Origin of the sequence: Nocardia sp. NPDC058518, assembly GCF_042719655.1 — a bacterium.
Lineage (GTDB): Bacteria > Actinomycetota > Actinomycetes > Mycobacteriales > Mycobacteriaceae > Nocardia.
Genome location: NZ_JBHXNJ010000012.1, coordinates 167409 through 192828 on the forward strand (window position 1 = coordinate 167409; position 25420 = coordinate 192828).

21 protein-coding genes are annotated in these 25420 nt (G+C 67.9%); 12 read left to right on the forward strand and 9 right to left on the reverse strand.

Annotated elements, in window-relative coordinates; translation table 11 throughout:
- Positions 1-16 precede the first annotated feature (16 nt).
- A complete protein-coding gene (locus ACFWPX_RS21250) occupies positions 17-1393 on the reverse strand; it encodes a PLP-dependent aminotransferase family protein (protein ID WP_378928815.1) in 1377 nt (458 codons plus the stop codon).
- A 79-nt stretch (positions 1394-1472) separates the two neighbouring features.
- Between ACFWPX_RS21250 and ACFWPX_RS21255 the strand changes: the two genes are divergently transcribed.
- Complete coding sequence (locus ACFWPX_RS21255; protein WP_378928816.1) at positions 1473-2165, forward strand: pyridoxamine 5'-phosphate oxidase family protein; 693 nt, start codon at positions 1473-1475, stop codon at positions 2163-2165.
- Here the strand turns inward: ACFWPX_RS21255 and ACFWPX_RS21260 are convergent.
- The gene (locus ACFWPX_RS21260) at positions 2162-4264 is read right to left on the reverse strand and encodes a bifunctional lysylphosphatidylglycerol flippase/synthetase MprF (RefSeq protein WP_378928817.1); all 2103 of its coding nucleotides are present in this window, start codon (positions 4262-4264) and stop codon (positions 2162-2164) included. The two genes, ACFWPX_RS21255 and ACFWPX_RS21260, sit on opposite strands and share 4 nt — an antisense overlap.
- Before the next feature lie 132 nt (positions 4265-4396).
- Here ACFWPX_RS21260 and ACFWPX_RS21265 point away from each other — a divergent pair, with 132 nt between their 5' ends.
- Together ACFWPX_RS21265 and ACFWPX_RS21270 are read left to right on the forward strand one after the other, a co-directional pair.
- Complete coding sequence (locus ACFWPX_RS21265) at positions 4397-5695, forward strand: alpha/beta hydrolase (protein WP_378928818.1); 1299 nt, start codon at positions 4397-4399, stop codon at positions 5693-5695.
- Between the two features lie 44 nt (positions 5696-5739).
- Positions 5740-6441 (forward strand): TetR/AcrR family transcriptional regulator, encoded by a 702-nt coding sequence (locus ACFWPX_RS21270; RefSeq protein ID WP_378928819.1) that lies wholly within the window; start codon positions 5740-5742, stop codon positions 6439-6441.
- Here ACFWPX_RS21270 and ACFWPX_RS21275 read toward each other — a convergent pair.
- The gene (locus tag ACFWPX_RS21275; protein WP_378928820.1) at positions 6390-7064 is read right to left on the reverse strand and encodes a DUF4386 family protein; all 675 of its coding nucleotides are present in this window, start codon (positions 7062-7064) and stop codon (positions 6390-6392) included. The genes ACFWPX_RS21270 and ACFWPX_RS21275 overlap by 52 nt on opposite strands.
- 57 nt (positions 7065-7121) lie before the next feature.
- Between ACFWPX_RS21275 and ACFWPX_RS21280 the strand changes: the two genes are divergently transcribed.
- The gene (locus ACFWPX_RS21280) at positions 7122-7811 is read left to right on the forward strand and encodes a TetR/AcrR family transcriptional regulator (protein WP_378928821.1); all 690 of its coding nucleotides are present in this window, start codon (positions 7122-7124) and stop codon (positions 7809-7811) included.
- On the opposite strand, the gene ACFWPX_RS21285 is transcribed toward ACFWPX_RS21280, so the two are convergent.
- A complete protein-coding gene (locus tag ACFWPX_RS21285; RefSeq protein WP_378928822.1) occupies positions 7812-9101 on the reverse strand; it encodes a hypothetical protein in 1290 nt (429 codons plus the stop codon).
- Complete coding sequence (locus tag ACFWPX_RS21290; RefSeq protein WP_378928823.1) at positions 9101-9892, reverse strand: crotonase/enoyl-CoA hydratase family protein; 792 nt, start codon at positions 9890-9892, stop codon at positions 9101-9103. The genes ACFWPX_RS21285 and ACFWPX_RS21290 overlap by 1 nt, the downstream gene beginning before the upstream one ends.
- Positions 9893-9955: 63 nt before the next feature.
- On the opposite strand from ACFWPX_RS21290, the gene ACFWPX_RS21295 reads away from it, so the two are divergent.
- The 4 genes from ACFWPX_RS21295 to ACFWPX_RS21310 all read left to right on the forward strand — a co-directional run bounded on the left by ACFWPX_RS21295 (position 9956) and on the right by ACFWPX_RS21310 (position 13587).
- The gene (locus tag ACFWPX_RS21295) at positions 9956-10561 is read left to right on the forward strand and encodes a TetR/AcrR family transcriptional regulator (RefSeq protein WP_378913369.1); all 606 of its coding nucleotides are present in this window, start codon (positions 9956-9958) and stop codon (positions 10559-10561) included.
- A gap of 19 nt (positions 10562-10580) precedes the next feature.
- Entirely contained in the window at positions 10581-12209 is a 1629-nt protein-coding gene (locus tag ACFWPX_RS21300) for an acyl-CoA dehydrogenase family protein (protein WP_378928824.1), read from the forward strand.
- A gap of 61 nt (positions 12210-12270) precedes the next feature.
- Complete coding sequence (locus ACFWPX_RS21305) at positions 12271-12936, forward strand: nucleoside triphosphate hydrolase (protein ID WP_378928825.1); 666 nt, start codon at positions 12271-12273, stop codon at positions 12934-12936.
- An 84-nt stretch (positions 12937-13020) separates the two neighbouring features.
- Positions 13021-13587 carry a potassium channel family protein gene (locus ACFWPX_RS21310; RefSeq protein WP_378928826.1) on the forward strand — a complete coding sequence of 189 codons (567 nt, stop codon included), beginning with the start codon at positions 13021-13023 and terminating at the stop codon, positions 13585-13587.
- On the opposite strand, the gene pgi is transcribed toward ACFWPX_RS21310, so the two are convergent.
- Positions 13556-15196, reverse strand: coding sequence for a glucose-6-phosphate isomerase (pgi, locus tag ACFWPX_RS21315; protein ID WP_378928827.1), 1641 nt, complete (start codon positions 15194-15196; stop codon positions 13556-13558). The two genes, ACFWPX_RS21310 and pgi, sit on opposite strands and share 32 nt — an antisense overlap.
- 91 nt (positions 15197-15287) lie before the next feature.
- Here pgi and ACFWPX_RS21320 point away from each other — a divergent pair, with 91 nt between their 5' ends.
- On the forward strand, positions 15288-16745 hold the full coding sequence (locus tag ACFWPX_RS21320) for an NAD-dependent succinate-semialdehyde dehydrogenase (RefSeq protein ID WP_378913374.1): 1458 nt from the start codon (positions 15288-15290) through the stop codon (positions 16743-16745).
- A 100-nt stretch (positions 16746-16845) separates the two neighbouring features.
- Here the strand turns inward: ACFWPX_RS21320 and ACFWPX_RS21325 are convergent, their stop codons facing one another.
- Positions 16846-17139 carry a chorismate mutase gene (locus ACFWPX_RS21325; protein WP_056816138.1) on the reverse strand — a complete coding sequence of 98 codons (294 nt, stop codon included), beginning with the start codon at positions 17137-17139 and terminating at the stop codon, positions 16846-16848.
- Positions 17140-17518: 379 nt separating this feature from the next.
- On the opposite strand from ACFWPX_RS21325, the gene ACFWPX_RS21330 reads away from it, so the two are divergent.
- Entirely contained in the window at positions 17519-20101 is a 2583-nt protein-coding gene (locus ACFWPX_RS21330) for a UvrD-helicase domain-containing protein (RefSeq protein WP_378928828.1), read from the forward strand.
- Positions 20102-20190: 89 nt separating this feature from the next.
- On the opposite strand, the gene ACFWPX_RS21335 is transcribed toward ACFWPX_RS21330, so the two are convergent.
- Both ACFWPX_RS21335 and ACFWPX_RS21340 read right to left on the reverse strand, forming a co-directional pair.
- Entirely contained in the window at positions 20191-21612 is a 1422-nt protein-coding gene (locus ACFWPX_RS21335; RefSeq protein WP_378928829.1) for a DUF1731 domain-containing protein, read from the reverse strand.
- Positions 21613-21683: 71 nt separating this feature from the next.
- On the reverse strand, positions 21684-22724 hold the full coding sequence (locus ACFWPX_RS21340; RefSeq protein WP_378913377.1) for a M23 family metallopeptidase: 1041 nt from the start codon (positions 22722-22724) through the stop codon (positions 21684-21686).
- Positions 22725-23241: 517 nt separating this feature from the next.
- Between ACFWPX_RS21340 and sucC the strand changes: the two genes are divergently transcribed.
- Together sucC and sucD are read left to right on the forward strand one after the other, a co-directional pair.
- Positions 23242-24411: an ADP-forming succinate--CoA ligase subunit beta gene (gene sucC / locus ACFWPX_RS21345; protein WP_378913378.1), complete on the forward strand. Its 1170-nt coding sequence runs from the start codon at positions 23242-23244 to the stop codon at positions 24409-24411.
- A gap of 12 nt (positions 24412-24423) precedes the next feature.
- Positions 24424-25341 carry a succinate--CoA ligase subunit alpha gene (gene sucD / locus ACFWPX_RS21350; RefSeq protein ID WP_056814017.1) on the forward strand — a complete coding sequence of 306 codons (918 nt, stop codon included), beginning with the start codon at positions 24424-24426 and terminating at the stop codon, positions 25339-25341.
- The last annotated feature ends 79 nt before the right edge of the window (positions 25342-25420 follow it).

Sequence of the window (25420 nt, forward strand, 5' to 3'; positions counted from 1 at the left end):
GACCGCGATGGGTCGGCTACTCGCGAGCTGCGTCAGCCAGGCAGTCGGCGGCGATGGGCATGGCTCGGGCGAGGTCGGCGCTGTTCAGGGCGGTGTAGCCGATGGCGACGCCGAAGTGGTGTGGTTCGGCGAGGTGGTGGCGGGCCAGGCCGTCGAGGAGGACACCGCGTGCGCGGGCGGTGTCGACGGCGTGGCGTTCGGCGGTGGGGCCGGGCAGTTCGACGACTACGTGCGAGCCCGCGTCGTCACCGATGACGGGCAGGCCGCGGCGGGCGAGTTCGTCGACGACCAGAGCGCGTCGGGGCGGCACGACCCGGCGCAGCCGGCGCAGGTGCCGGGACAGGTCGCCGTGGCGGGCGAATTCGCTGAGGATCCGTTGCCCGGCGGGGCTCGGGGAACTGCCGATCTCGGCGCGATGGGCGAGCACGGCGTCGGTGATATCGGGGCGGGCGACGAGCCAGCCGACGCCGAGGGTGGTGGCGATGATCTTGCTGGTGGTGCCGAGATGAACGACGACGTCGGGTGCCATCGCGGCCAGCAGCGGCAGCGGGGCTGTGTCGTATCGCAATTCGCCGTCGTAGTCGTCTTCGATGATGAAAGTCGCTGTTCTTCTGGCGAATTCGATGAGCTCGACCCGGCGGGACGCGGGCATCATCGCGCCGAGCGGAAACTGGTGTGCCGGTGTGCAATACACCGCGCGGACACCCGGCGGAATCCGGTCGACACACAAACCGCCGCCGTCGACGGGCACCGGGAGAACCTCGATGCCTGCGGCTCGGAACGCACCGACGGCTCGCAGGTAGCCGGGATCCTCGATGGCGACGGTATCGCCGGGACGGAGCAGCGCGGTGGCGAGCTCACCCACCGCCGCGCTGGTACCGGCGGTGGCCATGACCACCGATCCGGCCCCGGCGGCCAGTCCGCGATGGCGCAGCAGGTGATCGGCGACCGCCGCCCGGAAGTCCGGTTCGCCCGCACGGTTCTTGCGGGCCTCGGGCGCCTGGTCGCCCGCCGCGCGCCAGGCACGGCGCCACGCGGCGGAGTCGACCGCTTCGGCGCACGGCGCGCCGGGGCCGAGATCGAGCAGGCCCGCGTCGGGATCGGTGCCGTGGCCCGCGCCGGTGCTCGGCGGTGCGGTGGCCGGGGCGGTGCTCAGATAGGTGCCGGAGCCGTGGCGGCCGGTCAGCCAGCCTTCCGCGTGCAGCTGGTCGTAGGCGCCTGCCACCACGGCCCGGCTCACCCCGAGCCGCTGTGCCAGGGCGCGCGAGGACGGCAACCGGTCGCCGACGCGCAGCACCCGGTCGGTCGCCGCGGCGCGCAGGGCATCGGCCACCTGCACCGCCAGCGGTTCGGGGGCGGTCCGGTCGAGTGGAATCGGAAGGTCGTCGAGCATCGTCCACCTCGAATTGGCCTGTTGAACTTCGGTCGAATTGGACCTACACACGGTCCACTTCTTCGGCGAAGCTCATCTTATGAGCACGCACGACGTCAACCACAACCCCCTGTCGCCGACCCCACGCACCACGCTGACCCGCGCCAAGGAACGCGGCGCCACCGACCGCGCCGCACTCGACGCGGTGCTCGACGCGGGTCTGGTCTGCCACCTCGGCGTGCTGCTCGGCGGGTCGCCGGTCGTGCTGCCCACCATCTACGGGCGCGTCGGCGACACCCTCTACCTGCACGGATCCACCGGAGCAGGCAATCTGCGCGCCGCGATCGACACCGATATCTCCCTCACCGTGACCCACGTGGACGGGCTGGTGTACGCCCGCTCGGCCATGCACTTCTCGATGAACTACCGCTGCGCGGTGATTCGGGGCAGGGCGGTGCTGGTCACCGACGAAGCCGAGCGCGACAACGCCCTTCGGGTGATCGTCGAGCACGCCGCGCCCGGTGCCTGGGATCGGGTGCGACCGCCCAACCGCAAGGAGATGGCGGCGACGATGGTGCTCGCGCTCGACCTCACCGAGGCATCGGTGAAGGTGCGTTCGGGCGGACCGAACGATGACGAGGGCGACATCGCGACCGGCGGGGTATGGGCCGGTGTGCTGCCGCTGCGACAGGTCTGGGGCGAGCCGATCCCGGCAGGCAATCTGGAGCCGGGCATCGAAGTGCCCACCGATGTCGCGGGACGGGTGACACCGATCGAAGTACCCGTTCCCTAATGCCCGGCCGCGCTGAGCGCCATCAGGTCCTTGGCCGAGACCTCGGGTAGGTAGGCCTTCGTCAGGGCGACGCCGATGCGGGGCAGGTCAGTCTCGTCGCGATAGCACAGGTACACCGGCTCGTGGCGCGGCTGGAACTTGGCCTTGAACGAATGCAGTGACCGGAAGCCGTAATACGGTTCGATCGCGGCGCCGAGCCCTTCGAGCAGACGATCGATCGGTTCGGCGCCGTCGGTGCTCGCACTGCGCGCCAGCGGTGCCCCCGAGAGCGAAACGATCTCGGCGCCTTCCTCTTTGAACTCGCGGCAGGCCGAGGCGATGAGAAATTCCACGACGGGACGGAAGCCGTCGGGGCGCCTGCGCATCACGTCCAGCGTCCAGCCGCGGATCTCGTCGCCGGGGCCGTAGACGGGCAGCCAGGAGGTGACGCCGTGCACACTGCCCTCGGCATCGATCGCCAGCCCGACCCGCACGGCCGGGTCGAGGGCTTCCTCCACCCCGCCGAGCGTGAATCCCATTTCCGGCAGCCCCTTCTCGCCCACCCACTCCTCGGAGATCGCGCGCACCTGCTCGATCACCGTGAACGGCTGGTCGGCCAGCTCGGCGAGGTGGAACTCGATGCCCTCCTTGTTCGCCCGGTTGATCGCCGACCGGATGTCCTGCCAGGCTTTGCCTTTGAACTCGAGCTTCGGCAGGTCGACGATGGTGTCCTCGGCGATCTGCACGCTGCGCCACCCGAGTTCGCCCGCGCTGTCCGCGACGGCCCGGGTGGTGGAGAACAGGCACGGGACCAGGCCGTCGGTCTCGCAGCGGTCGGTGAAGGTGGCGATGGTGTCGGGCAGAAGTTCCTCGGGACCGATCGGGTCGGTGAGCGCGATGACGATACCCGCGTGGCGCTGGTAGGCGATACACCGTTCACCGTCGGCGGCGAACCAGTATTTGTTCTCCGGCCAGGTGATCATCCACGACATGGTGCTGCCGCCGTAGCGGGCGAGCAAGGCGCGCACCGCGTCGCCGGGTTCGGTGCCGGTGAGCGCACCACCGGAGATCTTGCGCCGGACCGGCACCCGGAACGCGCCGCGGCCGCCGTAGAGCAGTGCCACCTCGCCCGCCCACAGCAAGGCGGTGCCGACGGTCAGCGCGCCGGTGGTCTCGTAGTCGGTGCCCATGGCCACACCGAGCAGCACCAGCGTGAGCACCACGTGCAGCAGGCCGTAGACGAGGGTCCCCCACCACGCCCAGCGCCTGCCCTTGCGCAGCTGATCGGCGACCACCGCGATCACCACCACCGTGAGGATCGTGCTCCAGAGCGAGCCGCGTTCGTTCTCGGTGGGGCCGAGCAGGCTGTCGGCGGGGAAGAAATACACCGCCACCGAGGCCGTGGCGATCACCATCAGTCCGGCGAAGGACAGCATGCGCACCTCGCGTCGAGTGCGTGGCCAGAAGCCGTGTTCGGTTCGGCTGAACAGCTTTTCGCCCGCGGGCAGCCACACGGCGACCGCGATGAGATGCATGAGATCGGCGAAGGTCGATTCGAACAGGAAGGTGATCGACACGTGTGCCATCACCACGGCGCGCACCCGCAGGCGCCATGGCGAACGCAGGGACGCCGAGACCGCGGCCAACGCCGAGATGGCCGCGGTGGTGAACCCGACATCGCGCACCTCGGAAAGCCGGTCGGCCCAACCGAGATGGGTGTGCGCGAGCAGCCCGACCGTCACCGACGCGCCGAGGACACCGATCAGCTGACCCGACAGACAGACCAAGGCAGTACGCACGGTGCCGAGACGCCACTCCGTCCAGCCGACCGCGCCCGCGAAAACGACCACCATGCAGAAGTATTGGAAGGGAGTGAGCCCGAAGAACCAGCCGGACAGCGGCGTCCAAAACTTGCCCTCGGTCAGCGGGGGCCAGCCGTAGGCGATATCGGGAAACCAGGAACGCTCGTCGAGCCTGCGCCAGAGGCCACCGGTGGCGAGGCCGAGAATCGCGACCACGACGAGGAAGCCGAGGGTGAACGGCACCCGGCGGATCACGGTGTGCGCCAAGGCGACGCCGCGCGAACGAGCCGGTTCGGTGGCAGCCGCGTTGTCGTTCATAGAACCACCCTTTGCTGCGAGTGCGCCGCACCGGCGCGGTGAGGTCTTCTGTGTACCGTATGTCATCGCGGCCGTACCGGGACCGCGATGCGCGCGCCAGGGCGGTCGAGGTGGCATCTGTGGAGGTCAGCGATGACGCGAATCACCGATCTTTCGTTGCTTTCCGGGTGGCTGCCGGTGGCGTTGACGGCGGTGGGTGCGGTGGGTGCGGTGTGGTTGCTGTTACCTCGAGTACGGCGATATGTGACCACGATCATGCCGATCGTGGTGCTGGCCGCCGTGGTGGCGACCGTGGCGCTGTACCTGTTCGTCGAGGAGTTGTGGCGGCCGTTTCCCGATCCGATCGCGGTGTCGGTGTACGTGCTGATCGGGATCGCGGTGGCCGCGGTGTTTTTGGTGGTGCCGCGGATTCTGGTGCGCCCGAGCGTGTGGACCGGGATGGTCACCGTGCTCGCGGCCGGTGTCGTGCTGGTCGCGGTGGGTGTGCGGATCAATCTGGAGTACGCGTCGTACCCGACGGTGGGCGCGGCGCTCGGGGTCGAAGAGGTCGAGCGGGTCGAGGCCGGTGAGCTGACCGGGAGCGAGCAGGTGATCAGCGCGCGTCCACTCGAGCCCGCATGGCACGCGCCCGGCGGATTGCCCGACGACGGGCGCGTGCTGACCGCGACGGTGCCACCGACCGCGTCCGGATTCGCCGCTCGCGATGCCCAGATCTATTTGCCGCCTGCTTATTTCGCGAATTCACGGCCGCTGCTGCCGGTGCTGGTGCTGCTCGCCGGTGAGCCGGGCGCACCGCAGGACTGGTTCGTCGGCGGGCAGTTGGCCGAGACCATGGATTCCTTCGCCCGCGCGCACAACGGGCTCGCGCCGGTGGTTGTCGTGGCCGACGGGACCGGCTCCCAGCTGGCGAACCCGCTGTGCCTTGACTCCGAGCTCGGCAAGGTCGCCACCTACTTGGCCGTCGACGTGCCTGCCTGGACACGGGCGAATCTGCAGATCGATCCGGATCCGCGCTCCTGGGCGGTGGGTGGGCTCTCGTACGGCGGCACCTGCGCACTGCAACTGGCCACCAACTATCCCGGGGTCTATCCCACCTTCCTCGACATGTCCGGTCAGGACGAGCCCACCCTGGGCGACCGGCAACGCACCGTGGACGCCGCGTTCGGCGGGGATCTCCAGGCGCTGCTGCGGGTCAATCCGCTGGATCTGCTGCGGTCGCGGACGTATCCGGATTCCGCGGGCGCGTTCGTCGTCGGCGCCGACGACCAGATGTACCGCCCGCAGGTGGAGCGGATGTATCAGGCGGCGAAAGACGCGGGAATGGACGTGCGGTTGCGGATTCTGCCGGGCGGACACAACTTCGCGCTGTGGGCGCACGGGCTACGCGATCAGCTGCCGTGGCTGGCCACCCGGCTCGGTCTGACACCCTGATCGGTGAGGGATTCCGCGGGTGTCCGCGGAGTACAGTTCGACACATGCCCGAGGCGAAAACCCCAGGTACGGACGTCGGTGGCGCGGCGGGATCGCTCACCGAGGAGCGGGTTCTCGACGCGGCGCTCGCCATCCTCGACGAGGGCGGCGCGGGGGCCTTGTCCATCGGGGCGGTGGCGCAGCGGCTCGGGGCGGACGTCGATGCGGTGCGTGCCCGCGTCGGCAGCTCGGCAGACCTCGAACGTGCCGTGATCGAACGCGTGCTGTCGTCGGTGGCGCTCGGGCCGCTCACCGACGACGGCGTGGAGTGGACCGCGGCGGTGATCCAGTTCGCGCTCGGTGTGCGCGCTCAGTTGTTCGACCACCCCGCGGTCACCGAGTTGATCATGTCGGGACCCATGAACAGTCCGTCGGCGGACGACCCGGTGGCGCGCGATATCACCGAGTCGCTGTTCGTCTGCCTCGCCCGCGGTGGACTGCAGGCGCCGATCCGTGCGCACGGGGTCTACGCGGTGTTCGTGCACATACTCGGTTCGATCGCCCTCGACGTGGCCGAAACCGATGGAAAGTCGCCGCTGCCCGGTGAATCCGCGCGGATCGCGGCCCGCCGCACGGCCCTGCACGACCTGGATCCGGTCCAGTGGCCACGCACCGCCGCGCACCTGGAGGAGATGGCCGCCTGGACCTCCATCGATCAGTTCGTCTGGGGGTTGCGCGTGCTGCTCATCGGGATGACGGCGACCTGACGCGGAAACGTACCCCTGCCCAGTAGTGCGGCGAAGGCCAGCAGCCACACGCTCCACAGCAGGTAGCCGAGGAAGTTGGCGACGGCGGCGGGCTCGATGCCGAGTGGGATGACGACGCCGGTGGCGATGGCGGCGGCGCTGGTGTAGCCAAGTACGGCGAACCAGCGCGGGGTGCGCAGTGCGGCGATGACCAGGGCTGTCCAGATCGCGGTGAGGGTGTAGCCGGCGGTTTCGCCGAGGAGGGTGCCCAGCAGGGTGTGCTGTCGTTCGAAGGTGTCCGGGTCGGTCAGGGACGGGACGAGCAGGGGCCAGCGCAGTAGGCCGATCGCCTGCACGACGGCGGCGGCGACGCCTGCCCGCACCGCCCAGCGCATCGTGGGGGAGTCGTCGAGGCGGCCGATCAGGATCGACAGCGGGATGAAAGCGCAGGCAGCGGCCGCGAGGAGGCTGAACAGCGTGACGATCGTGGGCTGCTCGGCCCGGAATCGGGCGAGGATTTCGGTGGCGGGCAGCTGCAGGACGTCCGGGTAGTCGAACACGATCCCCAGGCCGACGAATGCGAGGTTCATCAGAATCGGGGCGCCGATCAGCAGCGCGATGGTGGGGTACGGCTTGTTCCGCATGAGAATCCATTCTGGCTGTACGGGGTACAGTTAGCTGTACGGGGTACAGTCCACCGCATGTCGAAGGCGAAGTCAACAGGTGTCGGCGCGTCGAGGCCGGCTCGGCGCTCGTTCACCGAGGAGCAGGTGGTCGACATCGCGCTGCAGCTGCTCGACGAGGGGGGGAGCGGGGCGCTGTCGATCCGGGCGGTCGCGGGCAAGCTCGGGGTGAACCCGAACGCGGTGTACACCTACGTGGCGAGCCGGGCCGATCTGGAGCGCGCCGTGATCGAACGCGTGCTCTCGGCGGTGCCACTCGCACCGCTGCGCGATCTCGGCGTGGAGTGGACCGGCGCGGTGATCCAGTTCGCGCTCGGCCTGCGCGCGGAGTTGCTCGCGCATCCCGCGGTCGCGATATTGATGATGTCGGGGCCGATGGACGGGCCCGCGGCCAGCGATGTCGGCGAGGCGTTGTTCGGGTGCCTGGCCCGGGGCGGGTTGTCCGAGGCGCGGCAGGCGCACGGTGTGTACGCGGTGATCGTGCAGGTGCTGGGTGGGATCGCGCTCAATGTGGCCGAGACCGACGGAAAGCCGCCGCTCGCACCGGAATCCGAGCGGACCGCGCTACGCCGGGAGGGGCTCGCGCTGCTCGATGCCGATCGCTGGCCGCGCACTGCCGCGCAGGTGGACGCGATGGCGGCATGGAATTCGCAGGATCAGTTCGTGTGGGGCTTGCGGGCGTTGCTCACTGGGATAGCTGCCGACTGACTACCAAGGGTGCGGGTGTAATCCGGTTGTCGCGCAGGCTTTGTCGATCGCGTCGGGCAGGAAATCGTTGTCGGCGGCGAGACCGACCAGGGCGAGTGTGTAGGTGTCGTCGAGCTGGGAGAGGTAGCCCGCGAGTCGGGTGCGGGGGAAGGCGGTGATGTCGGGGTGGATGGCGCGGGCGGCGACCCGGGTGCAGTTGTGCGGTCCGACTTTTCGCACGGTGTCGGGTAGGGGGCCGATATTGGAGCACAGGATGTCTCGTTCACCCGCGCCCTTGGTGAGGGCGTAGGCCCAGCGGTCGGGGAGTACCTGGAGGATCTCCTCGGGAAGTCCTGCGGGGCTCGACATTCGGCGCTGATAGGCGGCTTTGGCCTGATCGCGAATTGTCGCGGGAGTGTCGGTGCGCTGGATCGCGATCTCTGTCATCGCGAGGTCGTTGTCGACACGGGGTTCGTCGCGGGTATCCACCGGAAGGCTTGCCACGATCGTCGGGTTCGGGAAGCCGTTCTGCCACAGGATGTTTGCCGTCAAGTGGATGAACAGGCTGTTCGGAGTTCCGCCGAGGGTGATCGCGGTGGCGTCCCAGTGGGCGGCGTCGAAGGTGAGCAGGAGCGGCCGCAGGTGCCGGTCGCTGGTGTCGGCTTTGCGGGCGGTACGAACAGGGGAAGCATCCGGTGCCGGGCGTGGTAGGGAAAGCTTTTGGCGCAGCGCGCGTGCGGTGCCGCCGAAGATGGTGGCCCATTGGGAGGCCGCGTCTACCCATTCCGAAGTAGTTGTGCGACTACGCAGTTCGCCGTCACGTCCGAGTCCCGAGCTTTCCTGCCCAGGCGAGGCATCGGGGGCGGTGGATTCGAGCGATCGAAGGGCGGCGGTGACGGCGTGGATCAAGCCACGGGCGTCTGCCAGTGCGTGCGAACAGGTCAGGGCGACAACAGTTCCGCCGTCATGGACGCGGGCGGCGGACAGGCGCCAGCCGGGGGCGAATTCCGGGTCGAGATCGGCACCGAGAGTGTCGGCCCACGGCAGGATTTCGCTCTCGGGAAGTGGGCCGACGGTGATGTCCAGGGGGTGGGCTCTGGTGTTGGGGCGCCAGCTGCGGCGGGCGCCTGGGACTCGGGGGTCGACCACTCTGCGCCCGAGGTGACCGAGGCGAAGGCGATCATGAATCGCTTGTAGGAGAGCCGGTTGCATCGCATCGGTGGTGCGCCACAGCCCCTGCAGGGCGATGGGGGTGCCCATGCCGCGATGGGTGCGCAGGAAGATCTCGTCGACGACGGTGAGGCGGTCCATCAGCGGTGGTCGGTGCTACCGTGCCTGCCCGCGCCCGCGGCGAAGCGGGCGGCGCCGTCGAGCGCGCCGCCGGACAGGGCGGTCATGCCGTGACGGAATTCGACGCGCAGCGCCTCTTCCTCGGGGTGGCCGTACTGGTCGTACAGGGCGGCGCGGTCGGTGCGCAGACATGTTTGGGGAAGTGCGGCGAGCTGGGCGGCCAGATCCTCGGCGACGCGGCGGGCATCGCCGGCGGGGACGACCCGGGTGACCAGGCCCATCTGCAGCGCTTCGGGCGCGCTCACCGGGCGGCCGGTGAGGATCATGTCGAGTGCGCGACCCTCGCCGACGATACGCGGCAGGCGCACGGTGCCGCCGTCGATCAGCGGGACGCCCCAGCGGCGGCAGAAGACACCGAAAGTGGCGTCCTGCTCGGCAATTCGCAGGTCACACCACAGGGCAAGTTCGAGCCCGCCCGCCACGGCGTACCCGGAGACCGCCGCGATCACCGGCTTGGACAGGCGCAGCCGGGTCGGGCCCATCGGACCGTCACCGTCTTCGGTGGCGTGATTGCTGTTCTCGGTGCCGAGGGCTTTGAGGTCGGCACCGGAGCAGAAGGTGCCGTGTTCGCCCCACAGCACGGCCACCGAGGAGGTGGGGTCGGCGTCGAAGGCGCGGAAGGCCTCCGCCAGCGCCCGGGCGGTCGGGCCGTCCACCGCGTTGCGGGCCTGCGGGCGATTCAGGATCACCGTCGTGACCGGGCCTGCGTGCTCGACGCGCACTGAAGCGGGCTGCCCGGTTGTTTGTTCCATTCCTCGACCATACGGACCCGGTGCCCTTGTGTGAAGAGGTGAATTCATGGTTCACTTCTTCACATGGTGTACCGGAGGACCCCGGCCGTGCAGGCCCGGCTCGACGCGCAACGGGCGCTGATCGTGCAGGGTGCCACCGGCGTGCTCTCGCGTGACGGGTTCGCCGGGCTGTCGATGGCCGCGGTCGCCGCCGAGGCGGGCATCGCGACCGGCACCGTGTACAAGCAGTTCGAGAACAAGGCCGAACTGGTCGCGGCGGTGTTCGAGACGGTGGTCGCCCGCGAGGTCGACGCGGTACGCGCCGCGGTGGCCGACGGTGACGTGGTCGGGCGGGTCACCGCCGCGGTGGAGACCTTCGCGGGCCGTGCGCTGAAGAATCCGAAACTGGCCTATGTGCTGCTGGCCGAGCCCGTCGACGCCGCCGTCGACACGCAACGGCTGGAATTCCGGCGCGCGTTCGCCGCGTCGTTCGAGACCGCGATCGCACACGGTGTCGCCGAAGGCCACTTGCCCGCGCAGGACTCGAGCCTGACAGCCGCGGCCCTTGTCGGCGCGATCGGCGAGGTGCTCGTCGGCCCTTTGGCCGCCGCTCCGCACGCCGAGACCGTCATCCCCGAATTGGTTGCATTCGCCGTGCGCGCACTCGGTGCGCGCCCGGAAACGCTGTAGTCGAAGGAGTTGCCACGACATGCCGACCCACGAAGTGTTCAACCAGGCGCCGCCGCTGATCCCCTTCGATGCCGCGCGCAACCCCGCGCTGCTGGAAGGCCTGCACCGCGAAGGAGCGGGCTGGGCCGAAGCCGAGGTGCGCGAACTCGGTGCGCTGGCAGGCGGTTTCGAGGCCCAGGAGTGGGGCAGGCTCGCCAACGAGTACCCGCCGGTGCTGCACACCCACGACCGCTGGGGTAATCGTGTCGACGAGGTGGAATTCCACCCGCACTGGCACGACCTGATGAATGTCGCGGTGGCGCACGGTCTGCACGGTTCGCCGTGGCTGGACGAGCGGCCCGGCGCGCACACCGCTCGCGCCGCCAAGTTCTTCACCTGGGGCGTCGCCGATGCCGGACACATGTGCCCGATCTCGATGACGTACGCGGTGGTGCCCGCGTTGCGCCACAATCCCGAACTGGCGGCGCGCTTCGAGCCGCTGCTCGGCTCGCGCACCTACGATTTCGGCTTGCGCGAACCGTCGACCAAGGCCGGGCTCATCGCGGGCATGTCGATGACGGAGAAGCAGGGCGGCTCCGACGTCCGGGCCAACACCACCACCGCCGCACCGCAACCCGATGGCTCGTACCGCATCGTCGGGCACAAGTGGTTCACCTCGGCGCCCATGTCGGACATGTTCCTCACCCTCGCGCAGGCCCCCGGTGGCCTGTCGTGTTTCCTGCTGCCGCGCGTGCTGCCCGACGGCACCCGCAACCCCATCCGCATCCAGCGGCTGAAAGACAAGCTGGGCAACAAGTCCAACGCGTCCTCGGAAATCGAATACGAGAACGCCACCGGCTGGCTCGTCGGTGCCGAGGGCGCGGGCGTGAAGACGATCATCGAGATGGTCAACATGACCCGCCTCGACTGTGTGATCGGCTCGGCCACCGGCATGCGACTCGGCGCGGTCAGCGCGATCCATCACGCCCGGCATCGAGAAGCCTTCGGCGCCAAGCTGATCGACCAGCCCGCCATGCGCAATGTGCTCGCCGACCTTGTCATCGAATCGGATGCGGCGACCACGGTGATGATGCGACTGGCCGGTGCCACCGATCGCGCGGGCAGCGACCCGGCCGAAGCGGCGCTGCGCCGGATCGCCCTCGCCATCACCAAATACTGGGTCTGCAAGCGTGCTCCCGCACACGCCGCCGAAGCGCTGGAATGCCTGGGCGGCAACGGATATGCCGAGGAATCGGGCATGCCGCGGCTGTACCGTGAGGCGCCGCTCATGTCGATCTGGGAGGGTTCGGGCAATGTGGCGGCGCTGGATGCGTTGCGCGCCATGGGACGTCAGTCCGAGACGGTCGAGGCGTACTTCGCGGAGGTCGGTCTGGCCCGCGGTGCCGATTCGCGCCTCGACGACGCGATCGACCGCGTCGGCAAGGAACTCACCGACCTGTCCGACATCGAATACCGCGCCCGCCGCGTCGTCGAGCTGATGGCGCTGGTCCTGCAAGGCGCCCAGCTGGTGCGCCATGGTCACCCCGCTGTCGCGGACGCCTTCTGCGCGACGCGCCTCGGCGGCGACTGGGGCATCGCCTTCGGCACCCTGCCCGCGGGCGTGGACACCGGCGCGATCCTCGAGCGCGGATTCGTCGACGTGCGCTGAGCCCGATGTACTCCCCGACGAGCTCACCGAGATCCGGTGAGCTCGTCGGTAGGGTATGGCGGTGACCTTGGCGAGCGGGGTGCTGTCGGTGGGCGAGCTGGCCCGAGGGATACCGGTGTGCCGTGAGCGGTTCCTGCTCGGGATCGCCGGTCCGCCAGGTGCCGGGAAATCGACACTGGCGCAGCGTCTTCGCACCGAGCTGAGCACGTCCGGGCGGCCCGCGGTCGTCGCACCGATGGACGGCTACCACCTACGCAATCACGTGCTCCGGGCGCGGAACGCGCTGGCACGCAAAGGCGAGCCGGACACCTTCGACGCGGCCGGGTTCGTCGCTGATCTGCGGTTGCTCCGGGAAACCCCAGTCGGCGCCCCGGTGCCGTGGCCGCTGTTCGATCGGGCCATCGACGAGCCGACCGACGCCGGCGTGGTCGTGTGCGACGAACGCGTGGCCATCGTCGAAGGGAATTACCTGCTGCTGACCGATGCCGAGGCGCCCGGCTGGGCTGAGGTGCGCGGGCTACTCGACGCGTGCTGGTACCTGGACGCACCGCGATCGATCCTCACCGAGCGACTGCTCGACCGGCACACCTCCGGCGGGCGGACACCGGCTCAGGCGAGTGCGAAGGTAATGGGCAGCGACCTGCGCAACGCCGACCTCATCGCCGCGAGCCGGAACCGCGCCGACCACGTGTTGACCGCCGAGGGGCACAGCTACCGCGTGACCTGATTCATCCGCACGGGGTATTCACGACCCAGACCTGCTCGGCGCGTGTGGCACGGAAATCGGCGCCTCCGGGGCAATCATGGAGTGATGACGCGAGGTCGGCGGTTCCCCAAGCATGCGGTGCGCAACGGTGCGGCGGCGTTGTTCGCGGTGCTGCTGTACTACAGCGTGCCGGTGGGGTGGATGTTCGAGCTCGCCGCGTGGCCGGGGCGGCTGGCGGGGGTGTTCATCTTCTTCGCGGGCGTTGCCGGACTCGGCTGGCTGGTCTGGCGGCGGATCGAGAACTACCTGCGGGATCCGACCGCCCCGGGCGGGCAGGTCGACGGGTTGCTGCTGCTCGTATGCATCGTCGGCGTGGTGTTCGCGCTGTTCTATTACCGCTTGCAGCAACTTCATCCGGAGCAATTCGTCGGGCTCGAAACCCGCACCGACGCGCTGTACTACACGCTGGTCACGCTCGGCACCGTCGGCTTCGGCGATGTGCACGCTGTCGGCCAGGTCGCGCGCATCGCGACGATGGTGCAGATCGTATTCGACCTGGTGGTGCTCGGTACCCTGCTCACGATCGTCACCACCAGTGTGACCGGCCGGATCCAGGCCGCGACCAGGGCCGCGAAGGAGGTCAGCGGCGGTGCGCCCGATACCAATCGATGAGCTCGTCGGTCGACGAATCACCCACTGACACCGGCTTTTCCGGCCCGCTCAGCAATGGCATCAGGGCCAGCGCCTGCTGTTTGCCCAGCTCGACACCCCACTGATCGAAACTGTCGACACCCCAGATGATGCCCTCTACGAACACCTGGTGCTCGTAGAGCGCGATCAGCTGACCCAGCGCCGACGGCGTGAGTTCCGCCGCCAGGATCGTGGTGCTCGGCCGATTGCCCGGCATCACCTTGTGCGGCACCAGTTCCGGGTCGGTTCCCTCGGCGCGGATCTCCTGCGCGGTCTTGCCGAATGCCAGTACCTTCGACTGCGCGAACAGGTTGCTCATCAGGATGTCGTGCATGCTGCCGGTGCCGTCGAGGGTCGGCAGGTCGTCGGTGGACCTGGCGAAGCCGATGAAGTCGGCGGGGACGAGGCGGGTGCCCTGATGCAGGAGCTGGTAGAAGGCGTGCTGCCCGTTGGTACCCGGCTCGCCCCAGAAGATCTCGCCGGTCGACGAGGTCACCGGGGTGCCGTCGGCGCGCACCGACTTGCCGTTGGACTCCATCGTCAATTGCTGCAGATAGGCGGGGAATCGGGCCATATCATTCGAATAGGGCAGTACCGCACGGGATTCCGCGCCGAAGAAATTCGAGTACCAGATGCCGAGCATCGCCAGCAGCACCGGCGCGTTCTCTTCCAGCGGCGCGGTCGCGAAATGCTTGTCCATGGCGTGCATTCCGCTGAGGAACTCCGCGAACCGCTCCTTGCCGATGGTCACCATCACCGAAAGGCCGATCGCCGAATCCACCGAGTAGCGGCCGCCGACCCAATCCCAGAAACCGAACATATTCGCGGTGTCGATGCCGAAGTCGGCCACCCGCTCCGCGTTCGTCGACACCGCGACGAAATGCTTGGCGACCGCTTCCTCGCCCAGCGCGTCGACCAGCCAGCGGCGCGCGGCGGTCGCGTTGGTGAGGGTTTCCAGCGTCGAGAACGTCTTGGACGCGACGATGAACAGGGTCGTCGCCGGGTCGAGTCCGGTGAGCTTGGCGACCAGATCGGCGGGATCGGCATTCGAGACGAACCGGGCGTCGATGCCCGCGTCGACATAGTGGCGCAGTGCGCGATACACCATGTCGGGGCCCAGATCCGAGCCGCCGATGCCGATATTGACGATGGTCTCGATGTGTTCGCCGGTCGCGCCGCGCCATTTACCCGAGCGCACGGAATCGGCGAACTCGCCCATCCGGCGCAGGACGTCGTGCACCTCGGCGTCGGCGTCGGTGCCGTCGATACAGAGCTGGTCGCCGACCGGCAGCCGCAGCGCGATATGGCCGACCGCGCGGTCCTCGGAAGTATTGATGTGCTGACCCGAATACATCGCGTCACGGCGTTGCGGCACACCCGCGGTGTGCGCGAGATCGGCGAGCAGGCGCAGGGTTTCGCGGGTCACGCGATGTTTGCTGTAATCGATGTGCAGGTCGGCCACCTGCAGCGTCAGCTCGCGGCCACGTGCCGGGTCATCGGCGAACAGCTGTCGTAGATGCATCGGTGCAACAGTGCCGTGATTGCTGCGCAGTGCCTGCCAGGCCGAAGACTCGGTGATGTCGCTGCTCACGACCCGAGGGTACCGCGTTGATCATCGAGGGGCGCCGCATGTGTTCGCGGGATCGAGGCGGTGGCCGGGGTGGCGGGCTTAGGCTGGGCGCATGGTGTCTGAACGCGACGTACTCGAATTCGTACCCAAGGGTTTGTGGATCGGCTCCGGACCCGTCGAGGCCACCGGAGGTGGGACTTTCGACGTGCGCAATCCGGCCGACGGGGCGGTGATCGCGCAGGTGGCGGACGCTACTCCCGAGGACGCGATGCTGGCCTTGGACACGGCCGTCGCGGCGGGGGAGGCGTGGGCGGCGACACCGTCACGGGAGCGGGGTGAAATCCTGCGAACGGTGTTCGAGCAATTGACCGCGCGGGCGGAGGAATTCGCGCTGTTGATGACGCTCGAAATGGGCAAGGCACTGTCCGAGAGCCGCAACGAGGTGCGTTATGGCGCCGAGTTCTTCCGCTGGAACAGTGAGGAGGCGGTGCGGATTCACGGGCGATACCTGAACGCGCCGTCGGGTGCGGGGCGGATCATGGTCGCCAAGCAGCCGGTGGGGCCGTGCCTGGCGATCACGCCGTGGAATTTCCCGCTGGCCATGGGCACCCGCAAGATCGGGCCCGCGCTGGCGGCAGGCTGCACGATGATCGTCAAACCCGCCTCGGCGACGCCGCTGACCATGCTGGCGCTGGCCAAGCTCTGTAGCGAAGCGGGCCTGCCCGACGGGGTGCTGTCGGTGGTCACCACGCAGCGTTCCGGGGCTGTCACGGGTCCGCTGATCGACGATCCGCGGCTGCGCAAGCTCACCTTCACCGGCTCCACCGAAGTCGGCAAGAAACTCGTTGCGGCGTCCGCGAACCGGTTGCTGCGCACGTCCATGGAATTGGGCGGCAACGCGCCGTTCGTGGTGTTCGACGATGCCGATATCGACGCCGCCGTGGCCGGTGCGATGCAGGCGAAGCTGCGCAACGGCGGCGAAGCGTGCACCGCGGCCAACCGGTTCTACGTGCAGCGCGGCGTGGTCGCCGAGTTCACCGAGAAGTTCGTCGCCGCGATGGCCGACACCGTCGTGATGGGTCCGGGCACCGACTCCGCGACCACCCTCGGCCCGCTGGTGAGCGAGGACCAGCGCGAGATCGTGAGCGACCTGGTCGACGATGCCGTTTCCGTCGGCGCGCGAGTACTGATCGGCGGCAAGGCCCCCGGCGGTCCGGGCTGGTACTACCCGGCCACGATCCTGGCCGATGTGCCGCCGACCGCCCGGATCCTGCGCGAGGAGGTGTTCGGCCCGGTGGCCCCGATCGTCGCCTTCGATACCGAGGACGAGGGCGTCGCCGCCGCCAACGACACCGAATACGGGCTGGTCAGCTACGTCTTCACCCGAGATCTCGATCGGGCGCTTCGCATCTCGGAGTCACTGGAGAGCGGCATGGTCGGTGTCAACCGTGGCGTCATCTCCGATCCCGCGGCCCCGTTCGGTGGTGTCAAGGAATCAGGCTTCGGTCGCGAGGGCGGCACCGAGGGCATCGAGGAATATCTGAACACCAAATACATCGCTCTGACCTGAGCCGGGCCAAAAAATAACCGCCCCGGGGATGGTGTTGCACCCGGGGCGGCTTTTTGGAAGCGGCGAACTGGCTGGTCCGCCGCGTGGTCTATGGGGTTGTCTAGCGGCCGAGGCGGCCGCGGCCGAGGCGGAGCAGGAGCATGGCGAGGGTGTGACCCTCCTGGCCGAGCTCGCTGAAGCGCTCGAGCACCTTCATCTCGCGGCTGTGGACCAAGCGCGTACCGCCGGAAGCCATGCGGGTACGGCCGATGATCCGGGAAATTTCGCTGCGGCGTTTGATCGCGGCAAGGATCGTGGCGTCGAGCTGGTCGATCTCGAGGCGGAGCTTGTCGATCTCGGCTTCGGATTGCGGCAAGGCCGAATCGGAGCCCGTGGTCGTAGCGGGGGTGCTCATCATTCATCTCCTCGTGTCAGAACTTGGATCGGTCAAACCGAACGGCCTGTTACCCGATCTGTTCCGTCACCCTGAAACTTTCCCGATGGGCGGTACCTGATCCCCCCGGGAGCGCGCAATAAATCGTACGCACCGTCACGATATCGGATCGGCAGCCGATCCGGGCATGCGGAGAAGCGCTGAACATGTGGCCCAGTCTGCCACGGGCTGCTAGGTAGGCAAAACAGTTCTGTTTAGGAATTCGCTGAGAACGTTCACCAGGTGCGGCCCGTGCCGACCTGGCCGCGTTCACCGGTGGTTTGCCGGGCCGTCGTCGGCCGGTCATCGCGGCGGCGGCGGTTCGCGGCTTGTCGGTGCCCGCCGGTAGCGTGGACAGACGATGGATATCACGGTCGCTCCCCACGCCTCAGCCACCGATCCCAGCGCACCGGCGCCCGCGCCCAGCGGTGCCGCGCTACCGCCTCGGGACAGTGGTGGCACCGGCGCGTCCGCGCTGGCTCAGGCGGCGGCCAGGAACAGCGCCGAACAGTCGCAGCGGCGCCAGGAGCGCGAACAACAGCGCGCCGAGGAGATCGAGCGACTGCTCGACGGGCTCAACCCGCCCCAGCGTGCCGCGGTGATGCACGCGGGTTCCCCGCTGCTGATCGTGGCGGGCGCGGGCTCGGGCAAGACCGCGGTGCTCACCCGCCGGATCGCCTACCTGCTCGCGGCGCGTGGCGTGCGCACCGGTGAGATCTTGGCCATCACCTTCACCAACAAGGCCGCCGCCGAGATGCGGGAACGGGTCGCCGGGCTGGTCGGCCCGCGCGCGGCCAGCATGTGGGTATCGACGTTCCATTCCAGCTGTGTGCGCATACTGCGGATGCAGGCGGCACTGCTGCCCGGCTTGAATTCGAATTTCTCGATCTACGACGCCGATGATTCGCGGCGTTTGCTCACGATGATCAGCCGCGATTTCGAGATCGACACGAAGAAGTATTCCGCGCGTTTGCTGTCGACCGCCATTTCGAATCTGAAGAACGAACTGATCGGTCCGGAAAAGGCCGCCGCCGACGCGGAAGCCGACGACACCGAACTGCCCGCTCTGGTCGCCAGGGTCTACGCCGAGTACCAGCGGCGGTTGCGCTCGGCCAACGCGATGGACTTCGACGATCTGATCGGCGAGACGGTGGCACTGCTGCAGAACCATCCGCAGGTCGCCGAGTACTACCGGCGCCGGTTCCGGCACGTGCTCGTCGACGAGTACCAGGACACCAACCACGCCCAGTATGTGCTCGTGCGTGAGCTGGTCGGGCATCACAGCGAGGCGGACGAGCAGGCCGTCGAGCCGAGCGAGTTGTGCGTGGTCGGCGACGCCGATCAGTCGATCTATGCGTTCCGTGGCGCCACGATCCGCAATATCGAGGAATTCGAACGCGACTTCCCGGATGCGGAAACCATTCTGCTGGAACAGAACTACCGTTCAACCCAGCACATTCTGTCCGCCGCCAACGCGGTGATCGCGCGCAACGAGGGCAGGCGCGAGAAGAAACTGTGGACCGATTCCGGCGAGGGTGAACTGATCACCGGCTACGTCGCCGACAACGAGCACGACGAAGCCTCCTTCGTCGCCAAGGAGATCGACCGGCTCGTCGACACCGGCGATGCCAACTACGGCGACGTGGCGGTGTTCTATCGCACCAACAACAATTCGCGTGCGCTGGAAGAGATCTTCATCCGAATGGGCCTGCCGTACAAGGTGGTCGGTGGTGTGCGGTTCTACGAGCGCAAAGAAGTGCGCGACGTGGTGGCGTACCTGCGGGTGCTGGAAAATCCCGAGGACGCGGTGAGTGTGCGCCGCGTTCTCAACACTCCGCGTCGCGGGATCGGCGATCGTGCGGAGGCCTGCGTGGCGGTGCACGCCGAACAGCGCGGCATCGGTTTCGCCGCGGCACTGCGCGATGCGGCCGATGGCAAGGTCGCGTTGCTGAATACCCGCGCGCAGCGGGCGATCGCGGGATTCCTCGATCTGCTCGACGAGATCCGGGTGGCCGGTAAGCGGGCCGACAGCGACTATCCCGATGTGGGGAATGTGGTCGAGGCGGTGCTCGATCGCACGGGATATCGCGGCGAACTGGAAGCCTCCGACGATCCGCAGGACGGCGCGCGTCTCGACAACCTCAACGAATTGGTCAGCGTCGCACGCGAATTCAGTTCCGAGGCGTTCAACAATGCCGAGGCGGCGCGTGAGGAAGGGCTGGTGCCGGAGGCCGGCGATGGTGAACCGGAGCCGGGGTCGCTGGCCGCGTTCCTCGAGCGGGTGTCGCTGGTCGCCGATACCGATCAGATCCCGGACGAAGGCACGGGTGTGGTCACCATGATGACGCTGCACACGGCCAAGGGGCTGGAGTTCCCGGTGGTCTTCGTGACCGGCTGGGAGGACGGGCAGTTCCCGCACATGCGGGCGCTGGGTGATCCGAACGAGCTGGCCGAGGAACGTCGGCTGGCTTATGTGGGGATTACGCGGGCGCGTCAGCGGCTCTATCTTTCGCGCGCGGTGGTGCGGTCGGGGTGGGGGCAGCCGGTGTCGAACCCGGAATCGCGGTTCCTGCAGGAGATTCCGCAGCATCTGCTGGATTGGCGCAGGTTGGAGCCGGTGGTCTCGCCGGTGCAGCGGGGGCGGCGCCGGGGTGAGGACAGCGGGTTCGATCGGGATTGGACCAGTGGGAGTGGGTGGGATCAGCGGCCAGGTGTGCGTGGGGGATCCGGTGAGCGCAGGCCGGCGCCGGGTGGGGCGGTGAAGCGGAACAACACCGAACTCGTTCTCGCGGTGGGGGATCGGGTTACCGATGACAAGTACGGGTTGGGGCGGGTTGTGGCCGCTGATGGGGTGGGGCCGTTGGCTACGGTGACCATCGACTTCGGGTCGGCGGGGAAGATTCGGTTGATTCCGCAGTTCAGCCGGACGATTGTGAAGTTGTGAGTTGGTTGGGCAACCCGCTGATCTCGCAAGAACATGGGTAACTCCCCAACCACCTCCCAGCCGCTGCGCGCAGGACGTATGGCCGAGACCTAATGGTCGCGCTCCCGGACGGCGCGCTGAATACGCGGAGAGGCGGAACCGAGTAGGTCGGTTAGGGCCTCGTCGAGGGTGGGGTATTTGAAGTCGAAGGCTGCTTTGTGGAGGACTTCGGAGGTGGCGTGGCGGCCGGTCAGGCCTAGGGCGGGGTCGGTGCGCAGGACCACCGCGCCTACTTTCAGGATCGCCGAGGGGGTTGGCGGTGATGGGGGGCGGTGCAGGATTCGGCGGAGGGTGGACATGAGTTCGGTGTTGCGGACCGGGAATTCGGTGGCGGCTACGAGGATGCCGTCGGGGAGGGTGACGGTGGGGTCGAGGCCGAGTGAAGCGCGGACGATGGCTAGCCAGTCCTCGATGTGGATCCAGCTGAACCACTGATCGCCGGGGCCTACGCGGCCGCCGAGACCGGCCTTGGTGAGCTGGCCGAGGCGTTTGAGGGCGGGGGCGTCGGGGTCGAGGACGATGGAGGTGCGCAGGATCGTCCAGTGGTCGGCGCGGGCGGGGTCGAACGCTTCCTCCCATGGCTGGGCGACGCCGGTCATCTGCGGGAGGCCGACCGGGAGGGGAGTTGTTTCGGTGCACCGGGTTTCGCCCGCGTCCGACCAGATGGCCGTGGTGCTTGCTTGCACCCAGTAGTCGACGGGGGTGTCGCGCAGACCCGCCGCGGCAACGAGAGCGGTGGTGGAATCGACTCGGCTGGAGCGCAGTTCGGCGACATTGCGTTCGGTCGGCCTGCAGTCGACCAGTTTTCCGGCGAGGTTGATCACCGCGAGCCGACCGGGTTCGCGCAGTTCGGCGGACCAGGAGCCGACCGAGCGGCCGTCCCATTCGGTCTGGCGGAACGGGAGAGCCGGGTTGCGGCGGCGGGTCAGCAGGGTGACGCGCTGTCCGCGGCAGGTCAGGTCGGCGGCGATCTGGAGCCCGAGTGCGCCGGTGCCGCCCGCGATGACGACATTGAGCGCGTCGTCGGTAGGGGCGAGTCCGGCCAGCCTGGCCAGGCGCGAGAAGTTCACGCGCGCATCGGTTTCGATGAACGGCCGGACGAGGGTGCGGGCCGCGGCGGCCGACGGGCCGGTGAAGCGGAGTTCCTGGGTGATCTCGGTGCCACCGTCGCAGGGGGTCAGCCGCCAGGTGAGGTACATGGTGCCCGCGGGTTCGGGCTGCTCGATGCCGAGCTCACGATTGGGCTCGAAGGTAGTGACGGTGAACGCTTTCCCGAACCGCCCGTGGATCCGCGCCGAGAAATCCCCATTCGGCACATAATCCCCGGTGGCCCCGACGGCAACGGGCGAGTGCAACCGCACCGACCGCACCCCGGGATTCCACTCCGGCCACTGCTCGAGATCCCCGAGCACCCCCCACACCAATTCCGGTGCGAGCCCGATGAACTGCGTGTACTTCGTCGTACCAGCCATACCGCAACGCTAACCCCGCCCATGACAGAGAGGAAGCGTGCTACTGGTCACGTAGACAGGCGCGCGAACCCTCAGTCGCGCTGGGAGCCGAGGCTGATGCCGCGGGTGGCCAGCCACGGGACCGGGTCGATCTTGTCGGTGCCGTTGAGCCAGACCTCGAAGTGGCAGTGCGGGCCGGTGGAGAAGCCGCGATTGCCCATGGTGGCGATCTGGTCGCCCGCCATCACGCGCTCGCCCTGCGAGACGGTGGCGGTGTCGATGTGGCCGTAGATGGTGACGGTGCCGTCGTCGTGCAGGACACGGACCCACATGCCGAAACCGGACGCCGGGCCCGCTTCGATGACGGTGCCGTCGGCGACCGCGTAGATCGGGGTGCCGATCGGGCCCGCGACGTCGATACCGAGGTGCTGGACGCCCCAGCGAGCACCGTAACCGGAGGTGTAGTTGCCCGAGGTGAACTTGGCGAACAAGGGCCGCAGCTTGGCGGATTCCTGGGCGGCGAGGTCTTCGGCGAACTTGGCGCCCTTGGCGAGGATGTCGTCGAAGTGGTTCTTGTCGGCGACGGTGGTGGCGTCGAGTACCTGCGGCGAGGCGCCGGTGCCCGGGTCGCCGATATCGGCGGTGCTCATCGACTGCGCGGCGATCTCGTGGACCTGGCCCGCGGCCTCGTAATCGATGCCGTGTGCGGGCTGGCCCGGATCGGCCATAGCCGCCTGACCCGCGGCGACAACCGCGCCTGCGGCAACGGCGATGACCGCGGCGCGGCCCTTCAGCGCGGCGGGCGGTGCGGGGACGCGGTGTGCGCCACCACGACGTTCGGCGCGGCGCGGCGCGGGCGGTTCTTCCGCGGTGGTCTCTTCGGCCACGGGCGCCCAGTCGGTGCTGTAGGCGCCGGTGTCATAGGACTCGTCCGCGGTCCATTCGTCCTCGGCGGGCGTCCATGCCGCGTCGTCGGACCAGGTGTTCTGGTCGCGCCACGCATCGTCGGTCTGCGGCCATGCGGCGGCGGGAGCGCGACGAGCCTGTGGGTGCGATGTGTATTCGTCGGCATACCGGTAACGGTGGCCGGAGGTGGTGCGATCTTCGACTGGAAGGGTGGAGCGGTGGTTCATCGGCTGTGCCGAATCGCCAGCATTTCCAAGCGAGTACTGAAGTACCTCAAGCTTGTCGTCCTCCTCAGTCCTGACTTGCCAGTCGTGACCTGGTTGTCGTGACCTGGTTGTGACTTCGACCGCATTGACGGTAACGAAGCGATTGCAGAGTGGCAAGCGCTGGTCGAAAACCTACACGCGTGTGTGACATTCGTCACCGTAACGCGATGGAATATCTCACCGTTTTCCGGCATCCCGGGTGAGGTCTGTCGACGACATAACGTAGTAGATGCCGGGGTGTCCCGGCTTTAGGCGGCCCGACCTGGCAAGGCGCCGGAAAACGCCCAAAAACTACTCGCCAGTAGCCTTGGCCAGCGGTTTTTCGGGGCTCCCGTTAAGGGTCGTGACCTGCGCCACTTACTATGAACGTGGTCGTTTAGCCCTCCCCGTGACTAGCTACAGTCCGATCCGACCCGCTACCGACGTCGGGCCGCCAACAAAGACGTTGTCATAGCAACGCAGACGAGACGGTGAGTACATGGATCTCTTCGAATATCAGGCGAAGGAGCTCTTCGTTAAGCACGGAGTGCCTTCGTCCGAGGGTCGTGTTTGCGACACGGCCGAAGAAGCACGCGCCATTGCCGAGGAAATCGGCAAGCCCGTGATGGTCAAGGCGCAGGTCAAGGTGGGCGGCCGCGGCAAGGCTGGCGGCGTCAAGTACGCGGCCACCCCGGAAGACGCGTTCACGCACGCGCAGAACATTCTCGGCCTCGACATCAAGGGCCACATCGTCAAGAAGCTCCTGGTCGCCGAGGCCAAGGACATCGCGGAGGAGTACTACATCTCCTTCCTGCTCGACCGGTCCAACCGCACCTACCTGGCCATGTGTTCGGTCGAGGGCGGCATGGAGATCGAAGAGGTCGCGGAGAAGACTCCCGAGCGCCTCGCCAAGATCGCCGTCGACGCCGTCAAGGGTGTCGACCTGGCCTTCGCCCGTGAGATCGCGGAGAAGGGCCACCTGCCCGCCGACGTGCTCGACGCCGCGGCCGTGACCATCCAGAAGCTGTGGGAGGTCTTCATCGGCGAAGACACCACCCTGGTCGAGGTCAACCCGCTGGTGCGCACCCCCACCGACGAGATCCTCGCCCTCGACGGCAAGGTCACCCTGGACGAGAACGCCGAGTACCGGCATCCCGACCACCTCGAGTTCGCCGACGTCGACGCGACCGACCCGCTCGAGCTCAAGGCCAAGGAAAACGACCTCAACTACGTCAAGCTCGACGGTGAGGTCGGCATCATCGGCAACGGCGCCGGTCTGGTCATGTCGACCCTGGACGTCGTCGCCTACGCCGGTGAGAACCACGGCGGCGTGAAGCCTGCCAACTTCCTCGACATCGGTGGTGGCGCTTCGGCTTCGGTGATGGCCGCCGGTCTGGACGTCATCCTGGGCGACGCGCAGGTCAAGAGCGTGTTCGTCAACGTGTTCGGTGGCATCACCGCCTGTGACGCGGTCGCCAACGGCATCGTGGGCGCCCTCGAGGTGCTCGGTGCCGCAGCCACCAAGCCGCTGGTCGTTCGTCTGGACGGCAACAACGTCGAAGAGGGTCGTCGCATCCTCGCCGAGGCCAACCACCCGCTGGTGACGCTGGCCCAGACCATGGACGAGGGCGCCGACAAGGCCGCCGAACTCGCCTTCAGCGCCAAGTAAGGAACAGCGAACATGTCCATCTTCCTGAACAAGGACAACAAGGTCATCGTCCAGGGCATCACCGGCGGCGAGGGCACCAAGCACACCGCGCTGATGCTGAAGGCGGGCACCAACGTCGTCGGCGGCGTGAACGCGCGCAAGGCCGGGACCACGGTCAAGCACACCGACAAAGACGGCAACGAGATCGAGCTGCCCGTGTTCGCCTCCGTCGCCGAGGCGATCGAGAAGACCGGCGCCGACACCTCCATCGCGTTCGTGCCGCCTGCCTTCTCCAAGGACGCCATCATCGAGGCCATCGACGCGGAGATCCCGCTGCTCGTGGTCATCACCGAGGGCATCCCGGTGCAGGACTCCGCCTACGCGTGGGCCTACAACGTCGAAAAGGGCGAGAAGACCCGCATCATCGGCCCGAACTGCCCCGGCATCATCACCCCCGGCGAGGCGCTGGTCGGCATCACCCCGAACAACATCACCGGCAAGGGCCCGATCGGCCTGGTGTCGAAGTCGGGCACCCTGACCTACCAGATGATGTACGAGCTGCGTGATTTCGGTTTCTCGACCGCGATCGGCATCGGCGGCGACCCGGTTATCGGCACCACCCACATCGACGCCATCGAGGCGTTCGAGAAGGACCCCGAGACCAAGATCATCGTCATGATCGGCGAGATCGGTGGCGACGCCGAAGAGCGTGCCGCTGCCTACATCAAGGCCAACGTGACCAAGCCGGTCGTCGGCTACGTCGCCGGTTTCACCGCGCCCGAGGGCAAGACCATGGGCCACGCCGGCGCCATCGTCTCCAGTGGTGGCGGTACCGCGCAGGCCAAGCAGGACGCGCTCGAGGCCGCAGGCGTGAAGGTCGGCAAGACGCCGTCCGCGACCGCCGCGCTCGCTCGCGAGATCCTGGAGAAGGCGTCCATCGCCTCTGCGTGATCTGAAATCTCACACTGTCGATTGGCGCCGGGAGGGTTTTACAGGGGGGGGGGGCTGCGTTATATCAACCGGCGGGGGT

What these genes read in the sequence shown, in the direction of transcription:
- sucD (WP_056814017.1), top strand. Translation starts at nt 24,424, where the DNA reads ATGTCCATCTTCCTGAACAAGGACAACAAGGTCATCGTCCAGGGCATC.
- ACFWPX_RS21295 (WP_378913369.1), top strand. Translation starts at nt 9,956, where the DNA reads ATGGTGTACCGGAGGACCCCGGCCGTGCAGGCCCGGCTCGACGCGCAA.
- ACFWPX_RS21340 (WP_378913377.1), bottom strand. Translation starts at nt 22,724, where the DNA reads ATGAACCACCGCTCCACCCTTCCAGTCGAAGATCGCACCACCTCCGGC.
- ACFWPX_RS21270 (WP_378928819.1), top strand. Translation starts at nt 5,740, where the DNA reads ATGCCCGAGGCGAAAACCCCAGGTACGGACGTCGGTGGCGCGGCGGGA.
- ACFWPX_RS21300 (WP_378928824.1), top strand. Translation starts at nt 10,581, where the DNA reads ATGCCGACCCACGAAGTGTTCAACCAGGCGCCGCCGCTGATCCCCTTC.
- ACFWPX_RS21265 (WP_378928818.1), top strand. Translation starts at nt 4,397, where the DNA reads ATGACGCGAATCACCGATCTTTCGTTGCTTTCCGGGTGGCTGCCGGTG.
- ACFWPX_RS21330 (WP_378928828.1), top strand. Translation starts at nt 17,519, where the DNA reads ATGGATATCACGGTCGCTCCCCACGCCTCAGCCACCGATCCCAGCGCA.
- ACFWPX_RS21325 (WP_056816138.1), bottom strand. Translation starts at nt 17,139, where the DNA reads ATGAGCACCCCCGCTACGACCACGGGCTCCGATTCGGCCTTGCCGCAA.
- ACFWPX_RS21290 (WP_378928823.1), bottom strand. Translation starts at nt 9,892, where the DNA reads ATGGAACAAACAACCGGGCAGCCCGCTTCAGTGCGCGTCGAGCACGCA.
- ACFWPX_RS21255 (WP_378928816.1), top strand. Translation starts at nt 1,473, where the DNA reads ATGAGCACGCACGACGTCAACCACAACCCCCTGTCGCCGACCCCACGC.
- ACFWPX_RS21310 (WP_378928826.1), top strand. Translation starts at nt 13,021, where the DNA reads ATGACGCGAGGTCGGCGGTTCCCCAAGCATGCGGTGCGCAACGGTGCG.
- ACFWPX_RS21260 (WP_378928817.1), bottom strand. Translation starts at nt 4,264, where the DNA reads ATGAACGACAACGCGGCTGCCACCGAACCGGCTCGTTCGCGCGGCGTC.
- ACFWPX_RS21335 (WP_378928829.1), bottom strand. Translation starts at nt 21,612, where the DNA reads ATGGCTGGTACGACGAAGTACACGCAGTTCATCGGGCTCGCACCGGAA.
- ACFWPX_RS21280 (WP_378928821.1), top strand. Translation starts at nt 7,122, where the DNA reads ATGTCGAAGGCGAAGTCAACAGGTGTCGGCGCGTCGAGGCCGGCTCGG.
- sucC (WP_378913378.1), top strand. Translation starts at nt 23,242, where the DNA reads ATGGATCTCTTCGAATATCAGGCGAAGGAGCTCTTCGTTAAGCACGGA.
- ACFWPX_RS21320 (WP_378913374.1), top strand. Translation starts at nt 15,288, where the DNA reads ATGGTGTCTGAACGCGACGTACTCGAATTCGTACCCAAGGGTTTGTGG.
- ACFWPX_RS21285 (WP_378928822.1), bottom strand. Translation starts at nt 9,101, where the DNA reads ATGGACCGCCTCACCGTCGTCGACGAGATCTTCCTGCGCACCCATCGC.
- ACFWPX_RS21275 (WP_378928820.1), bottom strand. Translation starts at nt 7,064, where the DNA reads ATGCGGAACAAGCCGTACCCCACCATCGCGCTGCTGATCGGCGCCCCG.
- ACFWPX_RS21250 (WP_378928815.1), bottom strand. Translation starts at nt 1,393, where the DNA reads ATGCTCGACGACCTTCCGATTCCACTCGACCGGACCGCCCCCGAACCG.